Origin of the sequence: Pseudomonas sp. Fl5BN2 (genome assembly GCF_009908205.1) — a bacterium.
In the GTDB taxonomy this organism is placed as follows: Bacteria; Pseudomonadota; Gammaproteobacteria; order Pseudomonadales; family Pseudomonadaceae; genus Aquipseudomonas.
Map to the genome: position 1 here is coordinate 193,399 of NZ_JAAARL010000006.1, position 23,929 is coordinate 217,327.

Sequence of the window (23,929 nt, forward strand, 5' to 3'; positions counted from 1 at the left end):
GCTGGTTCAAGGGCCTCTTCGCTGGCAAGCCAGCTCCTACGCGATGATTGCGATGGCCGCCATGATGGCGGCGGGCTCGAATGGATCAACGGAACGGCTCAATCGCGTAAACACTGACCTGAGGCAGTCTCCCTGTAACATTTGGCAACGATCATGGGTGACACTCCTTCCAGCAACAGGATTGTCCAGCAATGGCCACCCCGTCCCTGACTGCCGCATCCCCCAGCCTTGACGTCAAACCGCATCTGGATAAAAAGAACGGACCGTTTGCCCTGGTGATGTTCTTCGCCGTACTCGCCATGGGCTTGCTGTTTACCGCCTACAGCCTGGTGCACGACATGCACGAACTGGGCGCCACGGTCACCACCTGGACCCCGTTCCTGCTGTTGGGCGTGGCCTTGCTGATCGCCCTGGGCTTCGAGTTCGTCAACGGCTTCCATGACACCGCCAACGCCGTGGCGACGGTGATCTACACCCACTCGCTACCGCCGCAGTTCGCCGTGGTCTGGTCCGGCCTGTTCAATTTTCTCGGGGTGTTGTTGTCCAGTGGCGCGGTGGCCTTTGGCATCATCGCCCTGCTGCCGGTGGAGCTGATCCTGCAGGTTGGCTCTTCCTCCGGCTTCGCGATGATCTTCGCCCTGCTGATCGCCGCGATTCTGTGGAACCTCGGCACCTGGTGGCTGGGGCTGCCGGCGTCCTCGTCCCACACCCTGATCGGCTCGATCATCGGCGTTGGCGTGGCCAATGCACTCATGCATGGCCGCGACGGCACCAGCGGCGTGGATTGGAGCCAGGCCACCAAGGTCGGCTACGCCCTGCTGTTCTCGCCGCTGATCGGCTTCCTGTTCGCTGCCCTACTGCTGTTGGCCCTGCGCCTGTTCGTCAAGAACCGTGCACTGTACAAGGCACCCAAGGGCAATACCCCGCCCCCCTGGTGGATTCGCGGCCTGCTGATCCTGACCTGCACCGGGGTGTCCTTCGCCCACGGCTCCAACGACGGCCAGAAAGGCATGGGCCTGATCATGCTGATCCTGGTGGGCACCCTGCCCATGGCCTACGCCCTGAACCGCACCATGCCCGCCGACCAGGCACTGCAGTTCGCCGCCGTGGCCGAAGTCACCCAGCAGGCCCTGGTGAAAAGCGCCCCGCAAGCGGCCCCGGCCGAGCCTCGTGCGGTGCTCTCCGAATACATGCGCACTAAAGAGGCGACGCCTGAGCTGATCCCGGCCCTGGCCGCCCTGGCCGGAGCCATCGGCAGTGAAGTGAAGGGTTACGGCTCGCTGGCCAAGGTCCCGGCCGAAGCCATGGGCAACGTGCGCAACGACATGTACCTGACCAGCGAAGCCATCCGCCTGATGGACAAGAACCAGGTCGGCCACTTTGACCAGGACACCCAGGACAAGCTGCAGCTGTTCAAGCAACAGATCGACAACGCCACCCGCTTCATCCCGCTGTGGGTGAAGATCGCCGTGGCCATCGCCCTAGGCCTCGGCACCATGGTGGGCTGGAAACGCATCGTGGTGACCGTTGGCGAGAAAATCGGCAAGACCCACCTGACCTACGCCCAGGGCGCCTCGGCAGAAACCGTGGCCATGCTGACCATCGGCGCGGCGGACATGTTCGGCCTGCCGGTGTCCACCACCCACGTACTGTCCTCGGGGGTGGCCGGGACCATGGTGGCCAACGGCGGCGGGTTGCAGATGCGCACCATCCGCAACCTGGCCATGGCCTGGGTGCTGACGCTGCCGGCAGCGATCCTGTTGTCCGGCAGCCTGTACTGGCTATTCACCCAACTGTTCTAAGGGCTCCGCAACCGCTGCCGCCTGCGCCCCACCGTAGCAAGGACGCCCGCGGTTCGGCAGCAGAGCAGCAACCAGGGCCCTCCGGGCCTTATCGCAACCGGAGCCAGTGGCTACACCGACTCCGGCAGCCTTGCGCGAATGCGGCTCGACAGGCCAGCCTGCAGGGCAAAGGCCAGGATCCCGGTCAGCGGCGCCGAGAAGCTCGCCAGGCCGCCTCCCGCCCACATCAGCATCAATCCCAGGGCCGTGCCACCGAACCAGGCCGTGAGCCCCACTGGGTTGAACGCCGAGACACTGTCGATGGCCGCGACCTGGGTGCGCCCCAGCAGGATCTGCGCCAAGGCCACACCGACCCAGGCGACCACGAAGATCCCCTGATACGCCAGGGCCTTGAGCAGATAGGCGAACACATCCGCCAGCATCAAGCCGTAGACAATGATCCCCACCGCCACCGCCCACATCAGGTAGGAGCCGCGCACGCCGAAGCGGCCGAAAAACGCCTGCATGTTCAGGGTCGCCAGGTAGTAGTTGGCTGTATTGATCCGGGTCTGGGTGGCCCAGACGAACAACAGCCCCCACAAGCCCATCAACTGCAGGATGGCCATCACCACCGAGACTTCATTCAGTGCACCTTCATGGGGAATGCTGCTCACCAGGTAGATCCCCGCAGCGCCATTGAGCAAGAAGGTCACCGCGTAGAACGGCATGCCGAAGTTCCAGCGGCCATGGTAGGCGGCGTCCTCAGGCTTGCCGAAACGCGCGTAGTCGAAGGTAAAGAGCATCAGGATCCATACCCCCATGTAGGCCACGAAGCAGTCCCACCAGCCTGAGCCACTGGGACTCGCCGGACCGAAATCCAGCCATTGCGGCTGATAGCCGTAACGAGCGACGGACAAGCCCACGGCGAACAGCAGCCCCCCCAGGTACACCGGCAGCAGCACACCGTTGAGCTTGTCCAGCCAGTGCTGCACGCTGCCAAGGATCAGCGGCACGCTGTAGGCCACCACCAACAGCGCGGCCAGTGGATACAGCAGTTGCGGGTACAGGTGATGGAGCGCCACGGCAATCACCGAGCCTTCGAACACCGCGTAGTAGATCGCCGTGGAGAAGAAGATCAAGGTCGCCAGGCAAGCCCCGCTGCTGCCGAACAACAGCCGCGAAAACAGCGCCACCGAGAGCCCGCTACGCATCGCGAAGCGGCTCAGCACACTGTTCACCAGGCCGTAGCTGATGACCGATAACAGCATGCCGATCAGCGCGTTGCGGGCACCGTAGGACAGGGCCAGGGAGGCACCGACCACGATGTAGAACATCGCGCTGCACACCGCCCACCAGGCCATGGTCAGGGACAGCCGGCCCATGCGTGCCTCACTCGGCACGGCAACGCTGGCCGGGGCCTGCCCGGTTTGCTTCGATTGCGATAAAGCTGCCATATGCGTGAACTCCAGAACCAATCAAGGGTTGAAGCGCGGGCAGCCGTCACCGCACCGAAGTGCGGCGTTGGCGTACCGTTTGGCAGAGCCCGCGCGATGCGGCGGGCAGAGTCAGGAAGGAAACAGTTTGCTCAGACAGCTGAGCTTTTTCTTATAGGAGCGCCGGGCTTCGAGCGCTTCTTCCAGGGTCACCGCAATGAAGCGGGCCTTCTGGTTGGGTTGCATCTGGCCAATCAGGTCGAGGTCGGCGCTGATCACCGTGCCAATCATCGCGTAACCGCCACCGGACACCGCATCGCGGTGCAGGACAATCGGCTCGAGCCCGGCGGGCACCTGGATCGAACCGATCGGGTAGCAGCTGTCGACGATGTTCGACGGATCGGAACCGGCGCCGAACGGTTGCTCCCGGGGCTGGAAGCTCAAGGCGCTCCCCCCCTTGAAGCGGTAGCCGATGCGGTCCGCCTCCGAACCCACGGTCCAGGGTTCGGCGAAGAAGCTGGCCTTGGCCACGTCGCTCAGGCGCTCGTAGTAAAGACCCGGTACCACTCGCAGGGTGATTTCACCGCCCAGGGCTTGGCGCAGGGCCATGGGCAGGCTGGCACCGGGACGACTCTTGCCGTGGTCGACACCCACCGGCAACTCATCCCCGACCGCCAGCCGCCGCCCCTGGAAACCACCCAGGGCACCCAGCGCGTAGGTGGAACGGCTGCCCAGTACCAGCGGCACATCAATGCCGCCAGCCACCGCCAGATAGGCCCGGGCCCCGGCCTTGGGAAAATCGAAGCGCAGCACTTGCCCGGCCTTGACCGCGAAGGCGGTATCCAGGTGCATGTCCACGCCATCGAGCTTGGGCGTCATGTGCGCGCCGCAAACCGCTACCAGGGCATCTTCGCTGAACTCAAGCTCGGGACCGAGCAAGGTGCATTCCAGCCCCGCAGCACCCGCCGGGTTGCCCACCAACTGGTTGGCCGCACTCAGGGCGTACTGATCCAGGGCGCCAGACGGCGGAATACCCAGGTGATAGAAACCTTCACGACCCAGGTCCTGCACCGATGTGGCCAGGCCCGGTTTGATGACCTTGATCATGCCAGCACCTCCTGCAGCGACTTGGGATAACCGACCGGGTCGGCAAGAAAGGCATCCAGGGAAAATTCCACCTCACGGATGCGCAGGTCGAAGCGCCCGGCCTCCACTTCGGCCACTGCCTGGTCGTAAGCCTCACGGTCGATCGGTTTGAACTGCACGATGTCCCCCGGACGGAAGAACACCATGTGCGCCTTGAGATAAGCCAGTTGCTGCTGCGGGTCGTAGATCGGTGCCGGGGTCACCCCGAACATCTGATAGCCACCGGCACCGCGCACCGAGTAGATGCAACCGAAACAGCCGCCGTGGCCCAGGGTCAGTTTCGGCGTGTCGGTGCGGGGTCGCAGGTACTTGGGCACCTGCAACTGACGCTCCCGCTCGACCATCTGGAACATGAACGGCAGGCCGGCGACAAAGCCCACCATGGAGACGAACCAGGGGGCACCGCTGTGGGCCGCGATAAACGCCTCGACGTCCGCCAGGCCGTTGATCCGTGCCGCGTACTCAAGGTCAGTGGCGCTGGGGTCCTGGTGCCGGTCGCGAAAACGCATCAGGGTTTCATGGGTCCACGGGTCGTTGTAGAGCACCGGAATTTCGATGATCCGAGTGTGCAGGCTGCGTTCGGCCACTGCCCCCGCCTCGGCCTGCTGGACCGCCTCCAACAAAGTGTGTGGAGCAATGCGATCCGGGTCGAAACGGATCTGGAACGAGGCATTGGCCAGGCACACATCCAGCACCCCATCCAACGCCAGGCGCTCCACCGCGCGGGTCACCGCCATGCCCTTGAAGAACGCCTCCAGGGACATGCTGTCGCTGACTTCGGCGAACAAGTGCTCATCGGCACCGAAGCTGTAACGGATTGGCTGACTCATGCAACACCTCCGGCGCGGCGCTCGGCCAGCCAGGTTTCCAGGGTCCCGGTATGGAAGTCGGCACGCTGCAGCCAGGGTTCGGCCAACAGCTCGCGGTGCAACGACAAGGTACTGGCCATGCCGGTCAAAGTGGTCTGATCCACGGCAATCCGCGCCCGGGCCAACGCCTCGCCACGGTCACGCCCGTGGACAATCAACTTGGCCAGCAGCGAGTCGTAGTAAGGCGGCACACAATACCCCGGGTACAGATGACTATCGACCCGCACTCCGACCCCTTGTGGCCAGATCAACTGTTCGACCTTGCCTGGACTGGGGAAGAAATCCCGCGCTGGGTCTTCAGCGTTCAAGCGCATCTGCAAGGCCGCGCCGTTGAGCTGGATATCACTCTGGCGCAGGCCCAGGGGTTCGCCCCCGGCGATGCGCAGCATGGCCTGGACCAGATCGATGCCAGTGATCAGCTCGCTGATGGGGTGCTCCACCTGGATCCGCGTGTTCATCTCGATAAAGAAGAACTCGCCGGTGCTGTCGTCATACAGGTATTCCAGGGTACCCGCGCCCTGGTAACCCAGGGCCTCGGTCAGGCGTACCGCGCTGCTGCAGAGTTGTTCACGCTGGGCATCGCTGAGCACTGGCGACGGCGCTTCCTCGAAGATCTTCTGCCGGCGCCGCTGCAGCGAACACTCGCGCTCGAACAGATGCACCGCGTGTTTGCCGTCCCCCAGCACCTGGACTTCAATGTGCCGGGCCCGGCCGATAAAACGCTCCAGGTACACCGCGCCATTGCCGAAGGCGGTCTGGGCCTCACGCTGGGCCCGGGGAAACTCCTCCCGCAATTGCGCTGCATCCTGGGCCAGTCGGATACCCCGGCCGCCACCGCCCGCGCTGGCCTTGATCAGCAGCGGATAGCACACCGCCTCAGCGGCCTTGAGCGCCGCGTCCAGCTCGAAGAGTTCACTGGCAGAACCGGGCACCACTGGCACCCCGGCAGCCTGCGCAGTGCGCCGGGCTTGTGCCTTGTCGCCCATGCGGCGAATGGTCTCGGCGCTGGGGCCGACGAAGATCGCCCCGGCCTTGACCACCGCATCGGCGAACCCGGCGTTCTCCGCAAGAAAGCCATAGCCCGGATGCACCGCATTGGCGCCACTGTGGTGCAGCGCGCCGAGCAGCGCCTCGACATTCAGGTAGCTTTTATCGGCCCGGGCCGGACCGATGATCTGCACCTCATCGGCCATCCGCGCCGCCATGGAATCGGCATCCGCCTCGCTGCAGGCAGCGACGCTGGGAATCCCCAGGGCCTTGGCCGCGCGGATGATGCGCACGGCGATCTCGCCACGGTTGGCGACCAGCAATTTCTTGATCGACTGAGTCATGTTCCGGCCCTCACTGTTCGAGCGTCGCGACGACCTGACCCGGTTCCACCGGATCACCGTCTTCCACCAGAAAAGCACTGACCTGGCCCGCGCTCCCGGCCGTCAGTTCGGAAAACTGCTTCATGACTTCGATCAGGCCGATCACGGTATCGGCGCTGACGCTGGCGCCAACCTCGACAAAAGGCGCCGACTCAGGGGTAGCCTTGCGATAGAACGTGCCCGGCAATGGGGTGATAACACTGTGTTCGGCCATGTCTGTTCCTCTTGGAATAGTTGTAGAAAGGCAGGCAAAAATTCAAAACCCGGGTGCAACCCGCGTCTGTGCGCGATGTGTCGGAATGGCGTAGTTCAACGCGGTGGGCGGACCTCGATGCCGGCCTGATCCAGCGCTGTGCGGGTGGCTTCCACCAGATCCAGGGCACCTGGGGTGTCGCTGTGCAGGCAGATGGAGTCGAACTCGATGAACAAATCCTCGCCTTCAACCGTGCGCACCAGGCCGGTCTGGCAGGCCCGCAGCACCTTGGCCGCGACCACGGCCGGATCCAGGGCACGCACCTGGCGGGTGAAGACGATGGAACCACTGAGGTCGTAGTCGCGGTCGGCGTAGAACTCGCGGATTACCGGGTGCCCCAACTCCTGGGCAACGTGCCAGATCACCGAGTTGGGCATGCAATACAGCAGCAGTTCCGGCTCCAGCTTGCGCAGGTTTTCCACCAGTAATCGCGCAGCTTCCTCGTCCCGGGCCAGATGCATATAGAGCGCGCCGTGGGGCTTGATGTGCTGCAACTTGAGGCCCTGGACCCGAGCCAGCTCACGCAGGGCGCCGAGTTGGTAGAGCATGTCATCCACCAGCTCCTGGGCTGGGGCATTGATGTGCCGACGACCGAATCCCACCAGGTCGCGGAATCCCGGATGGGCGCCGATGGCCACGCCCAGGCGCTTGGCCTGCTCGATGGTGCGACGCATGGTGCCGGGGTCGCCGGCGTGAAAGCCGGTGGCGATATTGGCCGAACTGATGAAGCCCATCAGTTCGTTATCAACGCCATCGCCGATGGTCCAGGGGCCGAAGCTTTCGCCCATGTCCGAATTGAAATCCACTGCCTGCATCACTGTTGCTCCAACTTACGTGACTTCGTGCAATGGAAATTAGAACGGCCTTAACCCCTTGGGAAGATCTATTATCAGATAGAGCTTCTTCTGAAAAACAGATAACACTATCGGTAAGCGCTGGCGTAGGCTGCGCCTACTAAAAGGTCCGTTTCGCCTTTCAATCGCAGTGTGCAACCTGAGGATTTTTCGATGTCGCTGACGTTGCGCCAGGTGCGCTACTTCGTTGCTACCGCCGAGATCGGCCAGATCTCCCAAGCGGCGATCCACTTGAATATCTCCCAGTCGGCAGTGACCACGGCGATCAAGGAGCTGGAAGCGATGCTGGCCGTGCAGCTGTTCGTACGCTCGGCCCAGGGCATGAGCCTGACCGATGCCGGGCGGCACTTTCTCAACCGCGCCTACGTGATCCTGCGCAGCGTCGACGATGCGCTGAACAGCCCACTGCCGGACTATCGGGCCAGCGGTGTGCTGCACCTGGCAGCCAGCTACACCGTGATCGGCTACTTCCTGCCGCACCACCTGCAGCGCCTGGAACACTGGCACCCGGATGTCACCATCGAACTCCACGAACAGGAACGCCAGGCCATCGAGCAAGGGTTGCTGGCCGGACGTTTCGACATGGCCGTGGTGCTCACGGCCAACCTGACGCACCCGGATATCGTCTCGGAAACCCTGTTCAACTCCGAGCGCCGGCTGTGGCTACCGGCCCATCATCACTTGTGCGAACGAGCCAGTGTCAGCCTGGCGGACGTGGCCGAGGAGCCGTTCATCCTGCTGACCGTCGATGAGGCCGAACAGAGCGCCATGCGTTATTGGGAACAGGCGGGGCAACAGCCCAGGGTGCGGGTGCGTACCAGTTCGGTGGAGGCGGTGCGCAGCATGGTGGCCAACGGCAGCGGCGTGGCGATCCTCTCGGACCTGGTGCACCGGCCCTGGTCCCTGGAGGGCAAACGCATCGAGACCCTCAGCGTCAGCGACTCGGTCACGCCGATGAGCGTCGGCCTGGCCTGGCACCGCGAACGAGCCTTTACCCCGGCGATGCAGGCCTTGCGCGACTACTTCCACGACGCGTTCCTTGCCCCTCAGCAGCTCTCCACCCGCCGCTGAGGCAACGCCGACGAAATCACTTTCAGGGACAGCTCCAGTGTTGCGCGGTGGCGGCAATCTGCCTGGCCAACTGCGCAATGGCCTGTTGGTGAGCCTGTACCAGACTGCTCAGCTCGACACCTGCCGGCTGGCGAATCTGGCTGCTACAGGTCAGGCTGCGGGGTGAGCCGCCATCGCCTCGCACACGCAGGCTCCAGACCACGTCAATCAAGGCATAGCGTCCAGGCAGGGACTCGAAACGCCGAACATCGGTCTGCAGCGACAGCACCGGACGCCCAGGCTGTTTCGGCAAGCCTTCGAGGTTGCGTGTACCCAGCTGCTGCTCCATCTGGCTGGCCAGGGCGTCGTGGAATTCATCCACCAACGGTGCGCTCCAGCGTTGGGTTTCCAGGATCGCCAGGGAGCCACTGTCCTGGCGTACCACCAGTTGTGGCTGGTCGACCTGGACCGGGATGCGCACGGTGGACATCTCGAACTGCATGGCCCCGGCCCGAGCACCGCCACTGCCTTCAGTCACCGGCGGCAGCAGGGTGTAGTAATGGGTGGGCGCGGAGCTGCAAGCGGCAAGTCCCAGGGTCAGGCTCAACAACAAGGCACGGGTTTTCATGGCTGGGCTTCCGGTACGGATTCGCGAACAGAGGAGGATGGCGACTGATAGGCATCCGGTTGGTGGTCTTTGATGCGCCCGCGAATCAGCGCTTCAGGATGACGACCGAGGAAGTCGCTGAGCACCCGCACCGAGCGTGCCGTGCGTTGCACTTCCTCCATGGCCTGGCTGAGTTTTTGACGCTGTGGCGAATCCTCGGAGAAACTCTCGTTGGCGCTGGCCAGGGTCTTCTTCGACTGCTCCAGGGTGTCGCGCATCTGCGGCAACACTTCGCCGTTGACCTGCTTCAAGGTCTTCTGCATCTCCACCAGGCTGCCATTGAGGTTGGCGGCAATGCTGTCGATCGGCAGCTTGCTGATCTTGTCCACCACGGCCTGCAGTTGCTCCTGCAGCTTGTCCATGCTGCCCGGCACGGTGGGAATCTCCAGCGGCCGCACGGTAGGGTCATAGGCCACCGGTTTGGCGTTGCTGACAAAATCCAGGGAGATGTACAACTGTCCGGTCAGCAGGTTGCCGCTGCGGGGCTGGGCCCGCAGACCGCTCTTGACAAAGGTGCCGATCAGTTGCGCACCGCGGGCCTCGTCTTCGCCGCCGGTCTGCTTCAGCAGTTTTTCATGGGCCTTGCCCAGGCGTTCGGGATAGATCACCGCGCCCACCAGGGTCGGGAAATATTTGCGCTGCTCGTCATAGTCCAGGTCCATGGACACCACCTTGCCGATGTTCACTCCGAGGAACTCCACCGGGGCATTGACGGCCAGGCCACGCAGGGCCTGGTCGAAGCGCATGCGGATGTAGTACGGCGCGCCATCGGGCGGGGCCAGCGCGGTGTCCTGGTCGCCGAACAGGGTGTATTCGGCGTTCTCCTCGGCCGACTTGGCATCGGGGCTGTACTTGGGCTCGACGAAGGCAATCCCCCCGGAAAGGATCGAGGACACCGACTCGGTATTGACCTTGAGGCCGTTGGCACCAAGGGTCACATCCACCCCGCTGGCATTCCAGAAGCGTGTATCGGTGGTCACGTATTTATCATTGGGCGCATTGACGAAGATCTTCACATCCACGCCCTTGCCGCTGTTGGCCAACTGGTAGGAGACCACCTGCCCCACCTCGATGCGCCGGTAATAGATCGGCGAACCGATGTCCAGTGATCCCAGGTCATCGGTGTGCAGGGTGAAGCGCTTGCCCTTCTGCCCATAGGTGATGGGTGGTGGGGTTTCCAGGCCCTTGAAGCTGTCTTTGCGCTTTTCCGACTTGCCCGCGTCGGCGCCGATAAAAGCCCCCGACAGCAAGGTGTCGACCCCGGAAATACCGTTGGCGCCGATCCTCGGCCGGACCACCCAGAACATCGAGTCGTCGGCGGTGAAGGGTTCGGCAGACTGGTCCAGCTCGACCTTGGCCAGCACCTTGCGGCGGTCGTCGCTCAAGGCGATGGACGTGACCTTGCCGATCACCACGTTCTTGTATTTGACCTGGGTCTTGTTAGCTTCCAGGCCTTCGGCGGTCTGGAAGCTGATGGAGATTTCCGGGCCGGCCGACAGCGAATTGTGGACCACCATCGACAGCCCCACCAGGGCCGCGACAATCGGCACCAGCCACACCAGCGAGACATTGAAGCGTCGCGTGTGCACCACCGGGGCACCTGGGGCAGGCTGGGGAGTTGCTGCGTTGGAACCTGGATGATCAGACATCTTCAACCTCTACATCCCAGATAAGCCGGGGATCGAAACTCATGGCCGCCAACATCGTCAGCACCACCACTAAACCAAAAAACAGAATGCCCAGGCGCGGATCGATGGAGCTCAGGGCACGAAACTGCACCAGGGCCGCCACCAGGGCCACCACCACTACATCGAGCATCGACCAGTAACCAATCAGTTCGATAAAGCGGTATAGCTTGGCACGTTCACGCTGGGCCCAGCGCGAACGGCGCTGACAGGTCACCAGCAAGGTACCAAGGACGAAAAACTTGATGCAGGGCACCACCACGCTGGCAATGAAAATCAGCAGGGCAATGTCCCAGGCGCCGGCTTTCCAGAATTCCACCACGCCGCTCATGATGGTGTTTTCACTGGCGCTGCCAAAGATCTTGGTGTGCATCACCGGCAGCAGATTGGCAGGAATATAGAAGATCAGGCTGGCCAGGAGAAATGCCCAGGTGCGCGCCAGGCTGTTGGGCTTGCGTGCATGCACCACCGAATCGCAGCGCGGACAGCGGTGCACGGACTGCGGGCAGACCTGGCCACAGGTGTGGCACAGCATCAACTGGTGGTCCCGGGCGTAGGGCGGCGCGCTCATCAATAGCGACCCTCCAGGTCATCCCAGAGGTAGCGGATATCCTTGCCGGAAATCAGGATGATCAGCACCGTGAGCATCGCCAGGGCCCACAGTCCCAGCCCTGGATGCACGTCGAGCATGCCCGCCAGCTTGACGATGGCCACCAGGATTCCCAGCAGGCAGACCTCGAGCATGCTCCATGGGCGTAAATGCTCCAGGGCCCGCATGCAAGCCTTGAAGCCCGGTGCAGCACGCTCGATACAGGCGAACCCCAGCACCCAGCACAGCAGGATGATCTGCAGGCAGGGCGCGAGAATAATGGTCAGGCCGGTAACCGCGGCAATCAGGCTGATGCGCCCTTGGGCCAGGGCTTCCACCGATTGCCAAAGCGTCGCTTCGTTGCTCAGGCCTTCGAGGCTGATCTTGACCACCGGAAACAGATTGGCGAAGACGAACAACAACCCAGCGGTGATCGACAGGGCAAACAGTTGCTGCACACTCAAATGCCGGGCACGGGCCAACAACCCACCACAGCGTGAACACTGGGCGGTCTGGCCTTTACCGAGCGGTACCGATTCGTACAGCGAATCGCAGTGTTCGCAGATGATCCAGTTGCGGGAAATAGTCATGGTCTTCTGATAGTCGATGGGGCAGTAGGTTCAGTGACCGCCCCTACTCAGGCTGTGCGGGGGCACAGTTTCAGAAAAACTCGAGGACGCTGTCCAGTTTTGTCTGAGGGCTCGACACAAACGTCTACGCCATAATAGGCGCCCCTGAGATTTTCGCCGACTAAGACCGGGGCCGGCGAACCTCAGCACTCATCCCTGCTCAGTGGGCCAGGCGCTGTTGCTGCCACTTGTCCCGCAGCACATCGTAGGCCCAGTGGTAGAGGTAGGTATACGGCAGGAAGAACAACAGGACGCCGATATCCAGAATGAATGCCTGCAACAGGCTGACATTCAACCACCAGGCAATCAGCGGTACCCCCACCGCCACCAGCCCGCCTTCGAACAGCAGGGCATGCAAGACCCGGGTCCAGCCGTTGCGTGCCAGGCGCAGACGCTTGAGCAGACGATCGAAAAGACCGTTGAACACCACGTTCCAAACCAGTGCCAAAAGGCCGATGCCGATGGTTACCAGGCCCATGTCGGCCATGGGCTTGTCCATGAGCCAGGACAGCAGCGGGGTACAGATCAGCACCGCCAGCAGCTCAAAGCCCACGGCCTGGAAAATACGTTCGGTAAGGGACTTGTGCAGGCTCATTACCTTGCTCCTTGAGTGAATGTACTGGCGATTCTCCAGGAGTACGTCGATACTTCATAACCAATAACCATCGATCAAGGCGATAGTTCATGGCCTCACATGAAGTGCTGCTGGCGTTCGTCCAGGCAGCGACCCAAGGCTCCTTTTCCGCTGCTGCACGCAAACTGGGCAAGAGTCAGTCGACCATCAGCGCTGCGGTGGCCAGCCTGGAAATCGATCTTGATGTACAACTGTTCGACCGCACCAGCCGCAAACCTGGCCTGACTCCGGCCGGGCATGTACTGCTGCAGCGAGCGGAAGAAATCCTCGCCGCCACCAGTCGCCTGGAAATGGTCGCCAGCCAGCTGTCCCAGGGTATAGAGGCGAAACTTACCGTGGCCCTCTCCGACACCTATCAGTCGGATCGCTTTGAAAGCTGCCTCAGTGCCTTCGAGCAGCGTTACCCGGACCTGGAACTGGAATGCCTGATTGCCGAGTGCGAAGACCTGATCGCCCTGGTGCAAAGTGGCCGGGCCCAGATTGCCTTCGCCGAGATGCAGACCGACTACCCGGCAGACCTGGACCACCGGACCATGGATGAGCGGGGTGAAATGTCCCTGTTCGTGTCCCGCGAGCACCCCTTGGCCCGACTGGATCGCGTCGACCAGGAGGCCCTGCGCCAGCACCGCGAACTGCGCCTGGCGACGGTGCTCAACCCCTATGACAGCCGCAGCCAAGGGCGCGTGTGGTCAGCCCCCAGCTACCTGATGCTGCTGGAAATGGCCCAGGGCGGCTTTGGCTGGGCACCGTTGCCGCGCTGGCTGGTGGAGGGCTTTGGCGCCGGCAGACTGCAGGAACTGAAAGTCCGGGGCTGGCCACGCACGGTGGCGGTGGATGCCCTCTGGTCGCGCCTGCATCCACCGGGGCCGGCGGGGAGTTGGTTGCTGGGCTGGATGCTGGAGTGATCCTGCTCGAATATCCCGCCCGGATGATCAATCGCGCATCCTCTTCGTACGGCATGCCGCCCCTGCCGATCACCCCCTGCAGCAGTGGCTATGCGGAGCCGGATGCCGGCCCTTGATGTAGCTGATGGTACGCTCGATGTCCGTGGCGATCACCGCCTGTTGCCAGCTGTCGATCAGCGTGGGGATCGGCGATTCGGTGGATGGGTTGAGCAAGGCGAAGCCCCTCAAGAGTGGAATGAATCCCTACTGAGCCCCCAGCAACTAGCCACTGGAATGCTCAGCTCCCCCTTAGTCGCCTGGGCATATGAGCAATCGACAGGCCGCAGAAAAATATTTTCTGCCCAGGCAAAATCGCTAAAATCCGCACCTTCCCCACCTGAACCTCCGCAGCCAGTGAACACTCGTCTCGTGCCTTATGAACAGCTCGACAACCAACAGCGGGCGCACCTGCTGAACTTTGAACTACAGCCAGGGCAAAAGGCATTTTCAGGGGACATTCACGGCGCGCTGTATACCCTGGCCAATGCCCCGGAGGGCGCGGCCAAGGGCTTCGCCCTGCTCAGCAATGCACTACCGGTGGCCTTCCTGCTGCTCAAGCGCCCACCGTGCCTGCCGGCCTGGGCGGATGCCGACAGCGCCACCCTGCATGCCCTGCAAGTGGACCAGCGGGTCCAGGGCCAGGGCTTTGGCAAAGCCTGCTTGCAGGCCGTGCCCGCCGTCGCGCGCCAGACCTGGCCGGACCTCAAGGGCCTGATGCTGGCGGTGGACGCCGACAACCAGGTGGCGTTCAACCTCTACCTCAAGCTGGGCTGGGTCGAAAACGGCGAGGCCTACAAGGGCCGGATCGGTTATGAGCGCAGGATGGTGCTGGCGTTTTAACGCCTGGGAATCCACTCAGGCTCTGTTCACGAGCATGAGAAAGGCCGTATCCAGGGGGCCTTGGGTTCATTGCACCGCCAGGTCCAGCACCATCTCATGCCAGGCCATGCCTCCGTGGTCCGACTCCGAAGCCTTGATATAGACGAAGCCGAAGCGCTCGTAGAGCGGCACATGGCGCTCCTTGCACATCAGATGGATCCGCGCCTTACCCTGCTCGCCCATGCGCGCGATGAAAGACTGCAACAGTTGCCGAGACAGGCCCAGGCCCTGGAAATCCGGATGCACCACCACTGACATGATCACCACTTCGGAGCCGGCCGGGTCATGGCCGATCAGCTCCTTGAACGCCTCATCGGCCATCTGCACCTCGAAGGTAGCGCCGGAGTTGATGAAGCCGGCCACCTGCCCATCCACTTCGGCGACGATAAAACCCTCGGGCCAGGCAGTGATGCGAGTGGCGATCTTTTCCCGGGTCGCGGCTTCGTCACCTTCATAGGCCAGGGTTTCGATGGCGAAGCAGCGGTCCAGGTCAGTGCTCAGGACGGTGCGGATCAGCGGGGTCGAAGCGGTCATGGGTGGCAACCTGAAGTCGGTGAATGATGGCCGATTCTACCAATACTTGGGGGCTCGGCGGCTTGGCGTATGCAACGTATAGGGATCGCCAGCAGCGCCGTAAAGCTTTCATATAAGCCCTGGCAAGGCCTGCGCCAAGGGATTATCTATCAGTTCCCCGACGCCTCGTGGCCGGCCCCAACAGGCCGGAGCTACTGCGTCTTGCCCACAGGACCTTGATCATGAGCAATACCCAGATCGGCCTTTTGATGTTGTTCGGCATCAGCGCTTTCGGTTGCATCACCTTGTACATCGACTTCCTGCATGAGCGCCGCGGCGGCAAGCAATCGCCGACCGACGCCGCGCCGCAGGATCAAAGCCCTACCAGGCGATAGCCCACCTGCAACTCGGTGATCAGGTGCTGGGGCTGAGCCGGGTCAGCCTCCAGCTTCTGCCGCAGATGAGCCATGTGTACCCGCAGGTAATGGGCGCGATCGACATAGTCCAGGCCCCAGACTTCCAGCAGCAACTGGCGATGGGTCAGGACCCGGCTCTGGCCACGGATCAGCGCGCAGAGCAGGCGGTATTCAATCGGCGTGAGATGCACCAACTGCCCATCGCGACGCACCTCATGGGTGGCCAGATCCACCTCGATGCTGCCGAAGGTCACTTTGCTGGTGGTCGCCGCCGTGCCGCTCTGGCCGTGACGCCGCAGTTGCGCGCGAATCCGCGCCAGCAACTCGGGCACACCAAACGGCTTGACCAGATAGTCGTCGGCGCCGGCATCCAGGGCGGCGACTTTTTCGTCTTCCCGATCCCGCGCCGAGAGCACCAGGATCGGCACCGCCAGCCAGCCCCGCAGCTCACTGATCAGCTGCTTGCCGTCGCCGTCCGGCAGGCCCAGGTCGACAATCACCAGGTCCGGCTGGCGACTGGCGGCATGGATCAGGGCGCGCTTGACGCTGTCGGCCTCGAACACCTGGAAACCTTCGTCCTCCAGGGCGATGCCGACAAAGCGGCGGATATTGGCTTCGTCCTCGACGATCAGGATGCGTGCGCTGCTCATAGGGCTTCCATGGAAGGCGGTTGTCCCGCCGGCAAGGTAATGACAAAACTCAGCCCGGCATCGGCGTGAGGCTGGGCCTCGATACGTCCGCCATGGGCTTCGACAATGCGTTTGGCCAGGGCCAGCCCCAGGCCGATTCCGGCCACGGCGGACTCTTGCTGGCCTCGGCTGAAGGCCTCGAACAGGCTGTCCGGGGAACTGCCCTTGGGGCAGCCAGGACCTGAGTCGCTGACCTGCAGAATGATCTGCTGGTCGACCTGGCGGGCAGTGATCTGCACCAGGGTTCCGGCCGGGGTGTACTTGGCGGCATTGTCCAGCAGGTTCACCAGCACCCGCTCCAACAGCAGCGCATCCACTTCCACCAGGGGTAGATGTGGCGCCATGACAACCCGCAGTTCATGCCTGGCCAAGGGCTCGCGCAATTGACGCAGGGCGCTGCCGACAATCTCTTCCAACGAGTTCCACTGACGGTTCAGGCGCACTCCGCGCTCTTGCATCCGCGCCATGTCCAGCAGGTTCTCGATCAGCCGCTGCATCGAGGTGGCTTGATCGTGAATGCCCCGCAACAGTTGCGGCAGCACGCCACTCGGAGCGTGGGGCAACGCCGCGTCGGCAGCCCCGATGATGGTGGTCAGCGGGGTCCGCAGGTCATGGGAAATGGCCGCCAGCAAGGTGTTGCGCATGCGCTCGCCTTCCATCTGCACCACGGTGCTCTGGGCCACTTCGACGTAATGCACCCGCTCCAGGGCAATCGCCAGTTGGCTCATGCAAGCCTCCAGCAGGCGTTGTTCCTCAGGCTCCTTGAGCCGTTCAGCGTCCGCCAGTTCCAGCACCAGCACCCCACGCACGCGCATTGGCGCCTTGAGCGGCAGATAGCAACCCTTGGCCGCCGCCAGGGTATCGGTGCCCCGCCCTGCTGGCTGGCCATGGTCGTAGGCCCACTGGGCAATACTCTCGTCAATTGCCAAGACGTTGGCGCTCAAGGCCCGCACGCGATTGTCGGCATCCGGCAGTGCCAGCCCGACCCGGGCCTCGAACACCCCGCTGAAGGTGCGCAGGGCCATGGCGCAGATCTGCTCCTCGGTCAGGGCCGCCGACAACTCCCGAGCCAGGCCGGCCAGGGAAGTGGCGCGGCGCTCGCCCTCGGCAGCGGTGCGTGCCTGATGACGCAGGCGCGCGGTGAGCTGGCCGGTGATCAGGGCAATGCCGAGCATCAGGGCAAAGGTGAAAAAATACTGGGTGTCGTTGACCGTGAACGACCATACCGGCTGGACGAAGAAGAAGTCGAAGCACAACACCGCCAGCATCGCCGCCCAGACACCCGGGCCGCGTCCATAGCGCAGGGCCACCAGGACCACGGTGAGCAGGAACAGCATGACCACGTTGGCTGGGTCGAAAACCTTCAACAACAGCGCCGCCACCGCCGTCGCGGCAAAACACGCAAGACTGGCCCACAGGTAGGCCGGCGCGCGACTGGGGGTCAAACCGGCCTCGGGCTTTTCCACAGGTGCCTGGCGTCGGCTCAAGGGGCCATTGGCGATCACGATCTGGTCGATTTCCGGGTGCTGGCGACTGATGCGGTCGCTCACCGACTGATGCCAGAACTGCCAGACCTTGCGCGGGTAATGCCCCAGCACCAGGCGGTTGGCGTTGTGCTCACGGGCGCAAGCCACCAGGGCTTCGGCCACATCCAGGCCGGGCAAGGTGGCGGTCTCGGCACCAAACTCGGCGGCCAGGGCCAGGGTCTTCATGGCCGCGGCATAACGGCCGGCGCCGGTGCCACGGCCGCCCCGTTGCGCCGAGGCCACATGCACCACGATCCAGTCGGCTTCGAGCTTCTGCGCCAGGCGCGCGGCCTCACGTACCAGGCGCTCATCCGCCGGGTCACCGGCCACGCCCACCAACAACCGCTCCCGAGCCGGCCACAAGGCATTGATCGAACGCTCGCGACGGTAATCGCGCATCTGCGCATCGACCCGGTCGGCGGTGCGGCGCAGGGTCAGTTCACGCAGGGCCAGCAGGTTGCCCTTGCGAAAGAAGTTGCGTGAAGCGCGCTCGGCCTGGGGCCCCATGTAGACCTTGCCGTCCTTGAGGCGGCGCAGCAGGTCATCCGGCGGCAGGTCGATCACCAGCACTTCGTGGGCTTCATCGAACAAGTGATCGGGCACGGTCTCACGCACGCGGATGCCGATGATCCCGCTGACGATGTCGTTGAGGCTTTCCAGGTGCTGAACGTTGAGGGTGGTCCACACATCGATGCCGGCCCGCAGCAACTCCTCCACGTCCTGCCAGCGCTTGGGATGGCGAGAGCCGGGGACGTTGCTGTGGGCCAGTTCGTCCACCAGCAGCACCGAGGGACGTCGCGCCAAGGCGGCGTCCAGATCGAATTCAGGCAAGGCGTAATCGCGGTGCATCAGGCTGTGGCGCTCCAGCACCTCCAGGCCCTGGAGCAGCTCGGCGGTTTCCCGACGGCCGTGGGTTTCCACCACCCCGGCCACCACGTCGCGACCCAGGGCCACTTCGTCGCGGGCGGCGGTGAGCATGGCGCAGGTCTTGCCGACCCCGGCGTTGGAACCGAAATAGATCCGCAGCTTGCCGCGCTGGGCCGCCTGTTCATCCTGGTGCAGCTTTTCCAGCAACGCATCAGGATCGGGGCGGCCGTCACGCGGCGGGTTAATAGCATCGAGCACAGCCATGATTTTCCTTAAATGAACAACGCGGCGCTCCAGGGAGCGCCGCGTTGTTTCAGTCCTGTCAGACCAGGCCGAGTCCGGCCAGCAGCATGTCGATCAGCTTGATCCCGGCAAAGGGTACCAGCACCCCGCCCAGACCATAGATCAACAAGTTGCGGTTGAGCAGTGCCGCCGCACCGATGGCCCGGTACTTCACCCCCTTGAGCGCCAGGGGGATGAGGAACACGATGATCAGGGCATTGAAGATCACCGCACTGAGGATTGCCGAGTTGGGGCTGGTCAAGTGCATCACGTTCAATGCGCCCAACTGCGGGTAAGTGGCGACAAAGGCGGCCGGTACGATAGCAAAATACTTGGCCACGTCGTTGGCCACGCTGAAGGTGGTCAGCGCGCCCCGGGTCATGAGCATCTGCTTGCCCACTTCCACCACCTCGATCAGCTTGGTCGGGTTGCTGTCCAGGTCGACCATGTTGCCCGCTTCCTTGGCGGCCTGGGTGCCACTGTTCATCGCCACCGCCACGTCGGCCTGGGCCAGGGCCGGGGCGTCGTTGGTGCCGTCGCCGGTCATGGCCACCAGCTTGCCCTTGGCCTGGTAGTCGCGGATCAGTTGCAGTTTGTCCTCGGGACGCGCCTCGGCGAGAAAATCATCGACCCCGGCTTCCACGGCAATCGCCGCAGCCGTCAGGCGGTTGTCGCCGGTGATCATCACGGTCTTGATCCCCATGCGCCGCAGTTCGGCAAAACGCTCCTTGATCCCACCCTTGACCACGTCCTTGAGTTCCACCACGCCCAGGGCCTGGGCGCCGTCGCTGACCACCAGCGGCGTGCTGCCACGGCGCGAGACTTCATCGACCTTGGCCTGCAACGCCGGCGGGAAGCTGCCCCCCAAAGCCTCGATATGCCGGCGAATGGCATCAGCCGCGCCCTTGCGAATGCTGCGTCCGTCCGGCAGGTCGACGCCGCTCATGCGGGTCTGCGCGGTGAACTGCACAAAGCTTGCACCGAGGGTATTGATGTCCCGCCCACGGATGTCGAACTTCTGCTTGGCCAGCACCACGATGCTCCGGCCTTCGGGGGTTTCGTCCGCCAGGGAAGCCAGTTGCGCGGCGTCTGCCAGCTCGCTGTCCTTGATTCCCGGAGCCGGCAGGAAGGCGCTGGCCTGGCGGTTGCCCAGGGTGATGGTGCCGGTCTTGTCCAGCAGCAGCACGTCCACGTCCCCCGCCGCTTCCACCGCGCGCCCGGAGGTGGCGATGACGTTGGCCGACATCATCCGGCTCATGCCCGCCACGCCGATGGCCGAGAGCAGCCCGCCGATGGTAGTGGGGATCAGGCACACCAGCAGCGCCACCATCACCGTGGCACTGACCACATTGCCGGTGCCGCTCATGGCCACGGCGAAGATCGAGTACGGGCTCAGGGTCACGATCACCAGCAGGAACAGCAAGGTCAGGCCCACCAGGAGAATGGTCAGGGCCACCTCGTTGGGGGTCTTCTGGCGCTTGGCGGACTCCACCATGGAGATCATACGGTCCAGGAACGACTCGCCGGGGTTAACGCTGATGCGCACCACCAGCCAGTCGGAAAGCACCTTGGTGCCGCCAGTGACCGAGGAAAAATCGCCCCCGGCCTCGCGGATCACCGGTGCCGATTCGCCGGTGATGGCGCTCTCGTCCACGGTGGCCACGCCTTCGATCACCTCCCCGTCCAGGGGCACCAGGTCGCCGGCTTCGATCAGCACCACCATGTCCTTGCGCAGTTCGCTGGCGGCCATGGGCAGCCAGGCGGCACCGTGCCTGGGCTGCTGCAACAGCTTGGCCAGGGTCTGGCGCTTCATGCCCTTGAGGCTCGCAGCCTGGGCTCGACTGCGGCCCTCGGCCAGGGCTTCGGCGAAGTTGGCAAACAGTACGGTGAACCACAGCCACAGAGTGATGCTGAGGATGAAGCCGCTAGGGGCTTCACCCTCACCGCCCAGGGACTGCAACCACAACAATGTGGTGAGCAGGCTGCCCAGGTAGACCACGAACATCACCGGGTTCTTCCACTGCGCCTGGGGCAGCAGTTTCTTCACGGCATCCAGGCACGCCGTGAGCAACAGCCCACGGTCGAACAAAGGTGTACGAGCGTTCTTACTCATGGTCGCTGTCTCTTACTCACTGGCCGCAAGCGGCGAGGAATGCACGGGTGCCAGGGCATCCAGCGCGAGGTTCAGTTGCAGCACATTGACCCGGGGCTCGCCCAGCAGGCCGAAGGTGCGGTTTTCGCTGTGGTCCTGCAGCAGCGCCTCCAGATCGACCAGGGGCACCTGCCGCAGGCGGGCGACCCGGCTCAGTTGCAACTGGGCGTTGGCCAGGGAAATGTGCGGGTCCAGGCCTGAGGCCGAGGCGGTCACCGCGTCCACCGGTACCGGAGTGTCCGCCGCCAGACCATTGAGCTGGCGGTAGGCGGCGACACGCGCCGCCACACTGTCCAACAGCTTCTGGCTGGTGGGCCCCAGGTTGCTGGCGCCACTGGCCCCGGCGTTGTAGGGCTGGGGCACGCTCTTGCTCGGGTCCAGCGGATCGCTGCCGAGGGTCATGCTCGGGCGGCCCTGGAAATACTCCGGCCGGGTGAACCCCTGGCCGATCAGCCGTGATCCCACCACCAAGCCGTCACGCTCTACCAGGCTGCCCTGTGCCTGGAACGGAAACAGCAGGTTGGCCAACAAGGTGGCAGCCAGCGGATAGGCCAGCCCGGTCAGCAGCATGAAGAACACCGCCGCCACCAGCACCGGGCGCAACAGGCCCTTGAACAGCACCGAGGTGGTGCCTTGGGTTTGCATTTGCGTAGTCATCACAACCCCTTACTTGTAGGTCTGGCCGGCCAGCAACTGCAGTTGCTCGACCAGTGGGCCGAGCGCGAGCGCCGGCAGGAACGTCAGGCCACCGACCACCAGCACCACGAACACCACCAGGAACATGAACAGCGGAGTCGCGGTGGGAATGGTGCCGGCGCCGGCCGGAATGTTCTTTTTCGCCGCCAGGGAACCGGCCACGGCCAGCATCGGCAGCATGGTGAAGAAGCGCCCCATGAGCATCGCCAGACCGATGGTGGTGTTGAAGAACGGCGTGTTGGCATTCAGGCCGGCGAACGCCGAACCGTTGTTCGCGGTGCCCGAGGCGTAGGCGTAGAGCACCTCGCTGAACCCGTGGGGCCCGAGGTTGTTGAGGCTGTTCAGCGTGTCCGGCCACAGGGCTGCCAAGGCGGTGAAGCCGAGGATGCAGATGGGGTGCGCCAGCACCGAGAGCATCACCAGCTTGATCTCCCGGGCCTCGATCTTCTTGCCGAGAAACTCCGGGCTGCGGCCGATCATCATGCCCACCAGGAACACCGTCAGCAGGGCGTACTGGATCAGGTTGATAAAGCCCACGCCATCACCACCGAACACGCAGTTGAGCATCATCTGCGCCAGGGGCACGAAACCGCCCATGGGGGTCAGCGAGTCATGCATGGCGTTCACCGAACCGGTGGTGGCGCCAGTGGTGGTGGTAACGAACAGCGCAGTGTCGGCGATGCCGAAACGCAGCTCCTTGCCTTCCATGTTGCCGCCGCTCTGGGTCGCCGACAGTTGCTGGTCGGCGCCCGCCTGGGTCAACAGCGGATTACCGCCCTGCTCCGCGGTGAAGACGATGGCCAGGAAGCCGACGAACATCACCAGGAAGGTGCCGAAGAACACCCAGCCCTGACGCCGGCGCAGCAGCATGCTGCCGAAGGTGTAGGTCAATGCCGAAGGGATCAGCAACATGCTGAGAATGTGCAGGACGTTGGTCAGCGGCGTCGGGTTCTCGAACGGATGGGCCGCGTTCATGCTGAAGAAGCCACCGCCGTTGGTGCCGATGTGCTTGATCGATTCGAAGCTCGCCACTGCGCCAACGATCAACTGCTGCTGGGCACCTTCCAGGGTGGTAGCCAGGACCTGGGAGTTGAGGGTCTGGGGCATGCCCTGCCAGACATAGACCAGGGCCATCAGCAGGCACAGCGGCAGCATCACCCGGTACAGGGTGCGGGTGAAGTCTACCCAGTAGTTGCCGATATCCGCTGAGTTGGAGCGGCTCAGGCCACGAATGAAGCCGGCGGCCGCCACCACTCCGGCGGTAGCACCGACGAACATCAGGAAGGTGATCACCGCCATCTGGCTGAAGTTCGACAGGCTGCTTTCCCCGGAATAGGCCTGCCAGTTGGTGTTGGTGATAAAGGACGCGGCGGTGTTGAACGCCAGGTCCGGGGTTTGCGCCGCCAGCCCCAGGGGGTTGAGGGGCGTCATGCCCTGCAGGCGCAGTATCAGGTAGCCCAGGAGCATCATCGCCGCGTTGGACAGCAACAGCGCCGAGCCATAACGGGCCCAGCCCATGGTTTCGCCGGGGTCGATCCCCAGCAGGCGGTAGGTGGCCCGCTCCGGCAAGGCATGCCCATGGCCACTGAAGACCCGGGTCAGCCATTTGCCCATGAGCACGGCGAGCCCGGTCATTACCCCGAGGATCACCGCGTATTCCAGCACAGTACTCAACATGTCGATGCTCCGCTCAAATCTTGCCCATGGCGACGATGACCAGGGCCGTCAGTACAAAGAACCCCAGGGACAGGCCCACGAAGATCAGGTCGTACATGGCTGGTTTCCTTTCTCGATAAAGCCCGGACGGGCAAATGAACATGCTTGGGAAACGCTGAGTGCGCTCATCAGAATTTCTCGGCACGAAACAACGCGTAACCCAGGTAGGCAAACAGCAGCACGGCGCAAAGGCCGCTGGCGCCGTAGATGAATTCCAGTGTCAGCAAGGCAGCTCCCCTTAATCCATTGAGGCGGCGCCGCAACCGCAGCTCGCGGCCCGGACGCAACC

25 protein-coding genes are annotated in these 23,929 nt (G+C 63.5%); 5 read left to right on the forward strand and 20 right to left on the reverse strand.

The window, feature by feature from the left end; all coding sequences use genetic code 11:
- The first annotated feature begins 191 nt into the window (after positions 1–191).
- Positions 192–1,802, forward strand: coding sequence for an inorganic phosphate transporter (locus GV819_RS10740; protein ID WP_161756048.1), 1,611 nt, complete (start codon positions 192–194; stop codon positions 1,800–1,802).
- Positions 1,803–1,912: 110 nt separating this feature from the next.
- Here the strand turns inward: GV819_RS10740 and GV819_RS10745 are convergent, their stop codons facing one another.
- The 6 genes from GV819_RS10745 to GV819_RS10770 form a co-directional block, all read right to left on the reverse strand.
- Entirely contained in the window at positions 1,913–3,235 is a 1,323-nt protein-coding gene (locus GV819_RS10745) for a purine-cytosine permease family protein (RefSeq protein ID WP_161756049.1), read from the reverse strand.
- A gap of 111 nt (positions 3,236–3,346) precedes the next feature.
- Complete coding sequence (locus GV819_RS10750) at positions 3,347–4,321, reverse strand: biotin-dependent carboxyltransferase family protein (protein ID WP_161756050.1); 975 nt, start codon at positions 4,319–4,321, stop codon at positions 3,347–3,349.
- On the reverse strand, positions 4,318–5,190 hold the full coding sequence (locus GV819_RS10755) for a 5-oxoprolinase subunit B family protein (RefSeq protein WP_161756051.1): 873 nt from the start codon (positions 5,188–5,190) through the stop codon (positions 4,318–4,320). The genes GV819_RS10750 and GV819_RS10755 overlap by 4 nt, the downstream gene beginning before the upstream one ends.
- Entirely contained in the window at positions 5,187–6,560 is a 1,374-nt protein-coding gene (locus tag GV819_RS10760) for an acetyl-CoA carboxylase biotin carboxylase subunit (RefSeq protein ID WP_161756052.1), read from the reverse strand. The genes GV819_RS10755 and GV819_RS10760 overlap by 4 nt, the downstream gene beginning before the upstream one ends.
- 10 nt (positions 6,561–6,570) lie before the next feature.
- Entirely contained in the window at positions 6,571–6,813 is a 243-nt protein-coding gene (locus tag GV819_RS10765) for an acetyl-CoA carboxylase (RefSeq protein ID WP_161756053.1), read from the reverse strand.
- A 95-nt stretch (positions 6,814–6,908) separates the two neighbouring features.
- On the reverse strand, positions 6,909–7,667 hold the full coding sequence (locus GV819_RS10770) for a 5-oxoprolinase subunit PxpA (protein WP_161756054.1): 759 nt from the start codon (positions 7,665–7,667) through the stop codon (positions 6,909–6,911).
- Between the two features lie 192 nt (positions 7,668–7,859).
- On the opposite strand from GV819_RS10770, the gene GV819_RS10775 reads away from it, so the two are divergent.
- A complete protein-coding gene (locus GV819_RS10775) occupies positions 7,860–8,777 on the forward strand; it encodes a LysR family transcriptional regulator (protein ID WP_161756055.1) in 918 nt (305 codons plus the stop codon).
- Positions 8,778–8,799: 22 nt separating this feature from the next.
- On the opposite strand, the gene GV819_RS10780 is transcribed toward GV819_RS10775, so the two are convergent.
- The 5 genes from GV819_RS10780 to GV819_RS10800 all read right to left on the reverse strand — a co-directional run bounded on the left by GV819_RS10780 (position 8,800) and on the right by GV819_RS10800 (position 12,921).
- Positions 8,800–9,384 carry a PqiC family protein gene (locus GV819_RS10780; protein WP_161756056.1) on the reverse strand — a complete coding sequence of 195 codons (585 nt, stop codon included), beginning with the start codon at positions 9,382–9,384 and terminating at the stop codon, positions 8,800–8,802.
- A complete protein-coding gene (locus GV819_RS10785; protein WP_161756057.1) occupies positions 9,381–11,072 on the reverse strand; it encodes an intermembrane transport protein PqiB in 1,692 nt (563 codons plus the stop codon). Before GV819_RS10785 ends, GV819_RS10780 begins: the two co-directional genes overlap by 4 nt.
- A complete protein-coding gene (locus GV819_RS10790) occupies positions 11,065–11,679 on the reverse strand; it encodes a paraquat-inducible protein A (protein ID WP_161756058.1) in 615 nt (204 codons plus the stop codon). The genes GV819_RS10785 and GV819_RS10790 overlap by 8 nt, the downstream gene beginning before the upstream one ends.
- Positions 11,679–12,287: a paraquat-inducible protein A gene (locus GV819_RS10795; RefSeq protein WP_161756059.1), complete on the reverse strand. Its 609-nt coding sequence runs from the start codon at positions 12,285–12,287 to the stop codon at positions 11,679–11,681. Before GV819_RS10795 ends, GV819_RS10790 begins: the two co-directional genes overlap by 1 nt.
- Before the next feature lie 199 nt (positions 12,288–12,486).
- Complete coding sequence (locus GV819_RS10800) at positions 12,487–12,921, reverse strand: multidrug/biocide efflux PACE transporter (RefSeq protein ID WP_161756060.1); 435 nt, start codon at positions 12,919–12,921, stop codon at positions 12,487–12,489.
- A gap of 89 nt (positions 12,922–13,010) precedes the next feature.
- On the opposite strand from GV819_RS10800, the gene GV819_RS10805 reads away from it, so the two are divergent.
- Positions 13,011–13,865 carry a LysR family transcriptional regulator gene (locus tag GV819_RS10805; RefSeq protein WP_161756061.1) on the forward strand — a complete coding sequence of 285 codons (855 nt, stop codon included), beginning with the start codon at positions 13,011–13,013 and terminating at the stop codon, positions 13,863–13,865.
- Positions 13,866–13,934: 69 nt separating this feature from the next.
- Here GV819_RS10805 and GV819_RS10810 read toward each other — a convergent pair whose 3' ends face one another.
- Entirely contained in the window at positions 13,935–14,078 is a 144-nt protein-coding gene (locus tag GV819_RS10810; protein ID WP_161756062.1) for a hypothetical protein, read from the reverse strand.
- A 180-nt stretch (positions 14,079–14,258) separates the two neighbouring features.
- Here GV819_RS10810 and GV819_RS10815 point away from each other — a divergent pair, with 180 nt between their 5' ends.
- Positions 14,259–14,744 carry a GNAT family N-acetyltransferase gene (locus GV819_RS10815; RefSeq protein ID WP_161756063.1) on the forward strand — a complete coding sequence of 162 codons (486 nt, stop codon included), beginning with the start codon at positions 14,259–14,261 and terminating at the stop codon, positions 14,742–14,744.
- A 66-nt stretch (positions 14,745–14,810) separates the two neighbouring features.
- Here GV819_RS10815 and GV819_RS10820 read toward each other — a convergent pair whose 3' ends face one another.
- Positions 14,811–15,317: a GNAT family N-acetyltransferase gene (locus GV819_RS10820; RefSeq protein WP_161756064.1), complete on the reverse strand. Its 507-nt coding sequence runs from the start codon at positions 15,315–15,317 to the stop codon at positions 14,811–14,813.
- Between the two features lie 221 nt (positions 15,318–15,538).
- Here GV819_RS10820 and GV819_RS32935 point away from each other — a divergent pair, with 221 nt between their 5' ends.
- A complete protein-coding gene (locus GV819_RS32935; protein ID WP_178124791.1) occupies positions 15,539–15,691 on the forward strand; it encodes a hypothetical protein in 153 nt (50 codons plus the stop codon).
- On the opposite strand, the gene GV819_RS10825 is transcribed toward GV819_RS32935, so the two are convergent.
- The 7 genes from GV819_RS10825 to kdpF are packed head-to-tail and all read right to left on the reverse strand — an operon-like array spanning position 15,670 to position 23,867.
- A complete protein-coding gene (locus tag GV819_RS10825; RefSeq protein WP_161756065.1) occupies positions 15,670–16,362 on the reverse strand; it encodes a response regulator in 693 nt (230 codons plus the stop codon). The genes GV819_RS32935 and GV819_RS10825 overlap by 22 nt on opposite strands.
- Positions 16,359–19,058 carry a sensor histidine kinase gene (locus tag GV819_RS10830; RefSeq protein WP_161756066.1) on the reverse strand — a complete coding sequence of 900 codons (2,700 nt, stop codon included), beginning with the start codon at positions 19,056–19,058 and terminating at the stop codon, positions 16,359–16,361. The genes GV819_RS10825 and GV819_RS10830 overlap by 4 nt, the downstream gene beginning before the upstream one ends.
- Before the next feature lie 58 nt (positions 19,059–19,116).
- Positions 19,117–21,189 (reverse strand): potassium-transporting ATPase subunit KdpB, encoded by a 2,073-nt coding sequence (gene kdpB / locus GV819_RS10835; protein WP_161756067.1) that lies wholly within the window; start codon positions 21,187–21,189, stop codon positions 19,117–19,119.
- Positions 21,190–21,201: 12 nt separating this feature from the next.
- The gene (kdpC, locus tag GV819_RS10840) at positions 21,202–21,885 is read right to left on the reverse strand and encodes a potassium-transporting ATPase subunit KdpC (protein ID WP_161756068.1); all 684 of its coding nucleotides are present in this window, start codon (positions 21,883–21,885) and stop codon (positions 21,202–21,204) included.
- 9 nt (positions 21,886–21,894) lie between these two features.
- On the reverse strand, positions 21,895–23,601 hold the full coding sequence (gene kdpA / locus GV819_RS10845) for a potassium-transporting ATPase subunit KdpA (protein WP_161756069.1): 1,707 nt from the start codon (positions 23,599–23,601) through the stop codon (positions 21,895–21,897).
- A gap of 13 nt (positions 23,602–23,614) precedes the next feature.
- Positions 23,615–23,743, reverse strand: a complete 129-nt coding sequence (locus GV819_RS33165) for a hypothetical protein (RefSeq protein WP_256667455.1) — start codon at positions 23,741–23,743, stop codon at positions 23,615–23,617.
- Between the two features lie 25 nt (positions 23,744–23,768).
- On the reverse strand, positions 23,769–23,867 hold the full coding sequence (kdpF, locus tag GV819_RS10850; RefSeq protein WP_161756070.1) for a K(+)-transporting ATPase subunit F: 99 nt from the start codon (positions 23,865–23,867) through the stop codon (positions 23,769–23,771).
- Positions 23,868–23,929 lie beyond the last annotated feature (62 nt).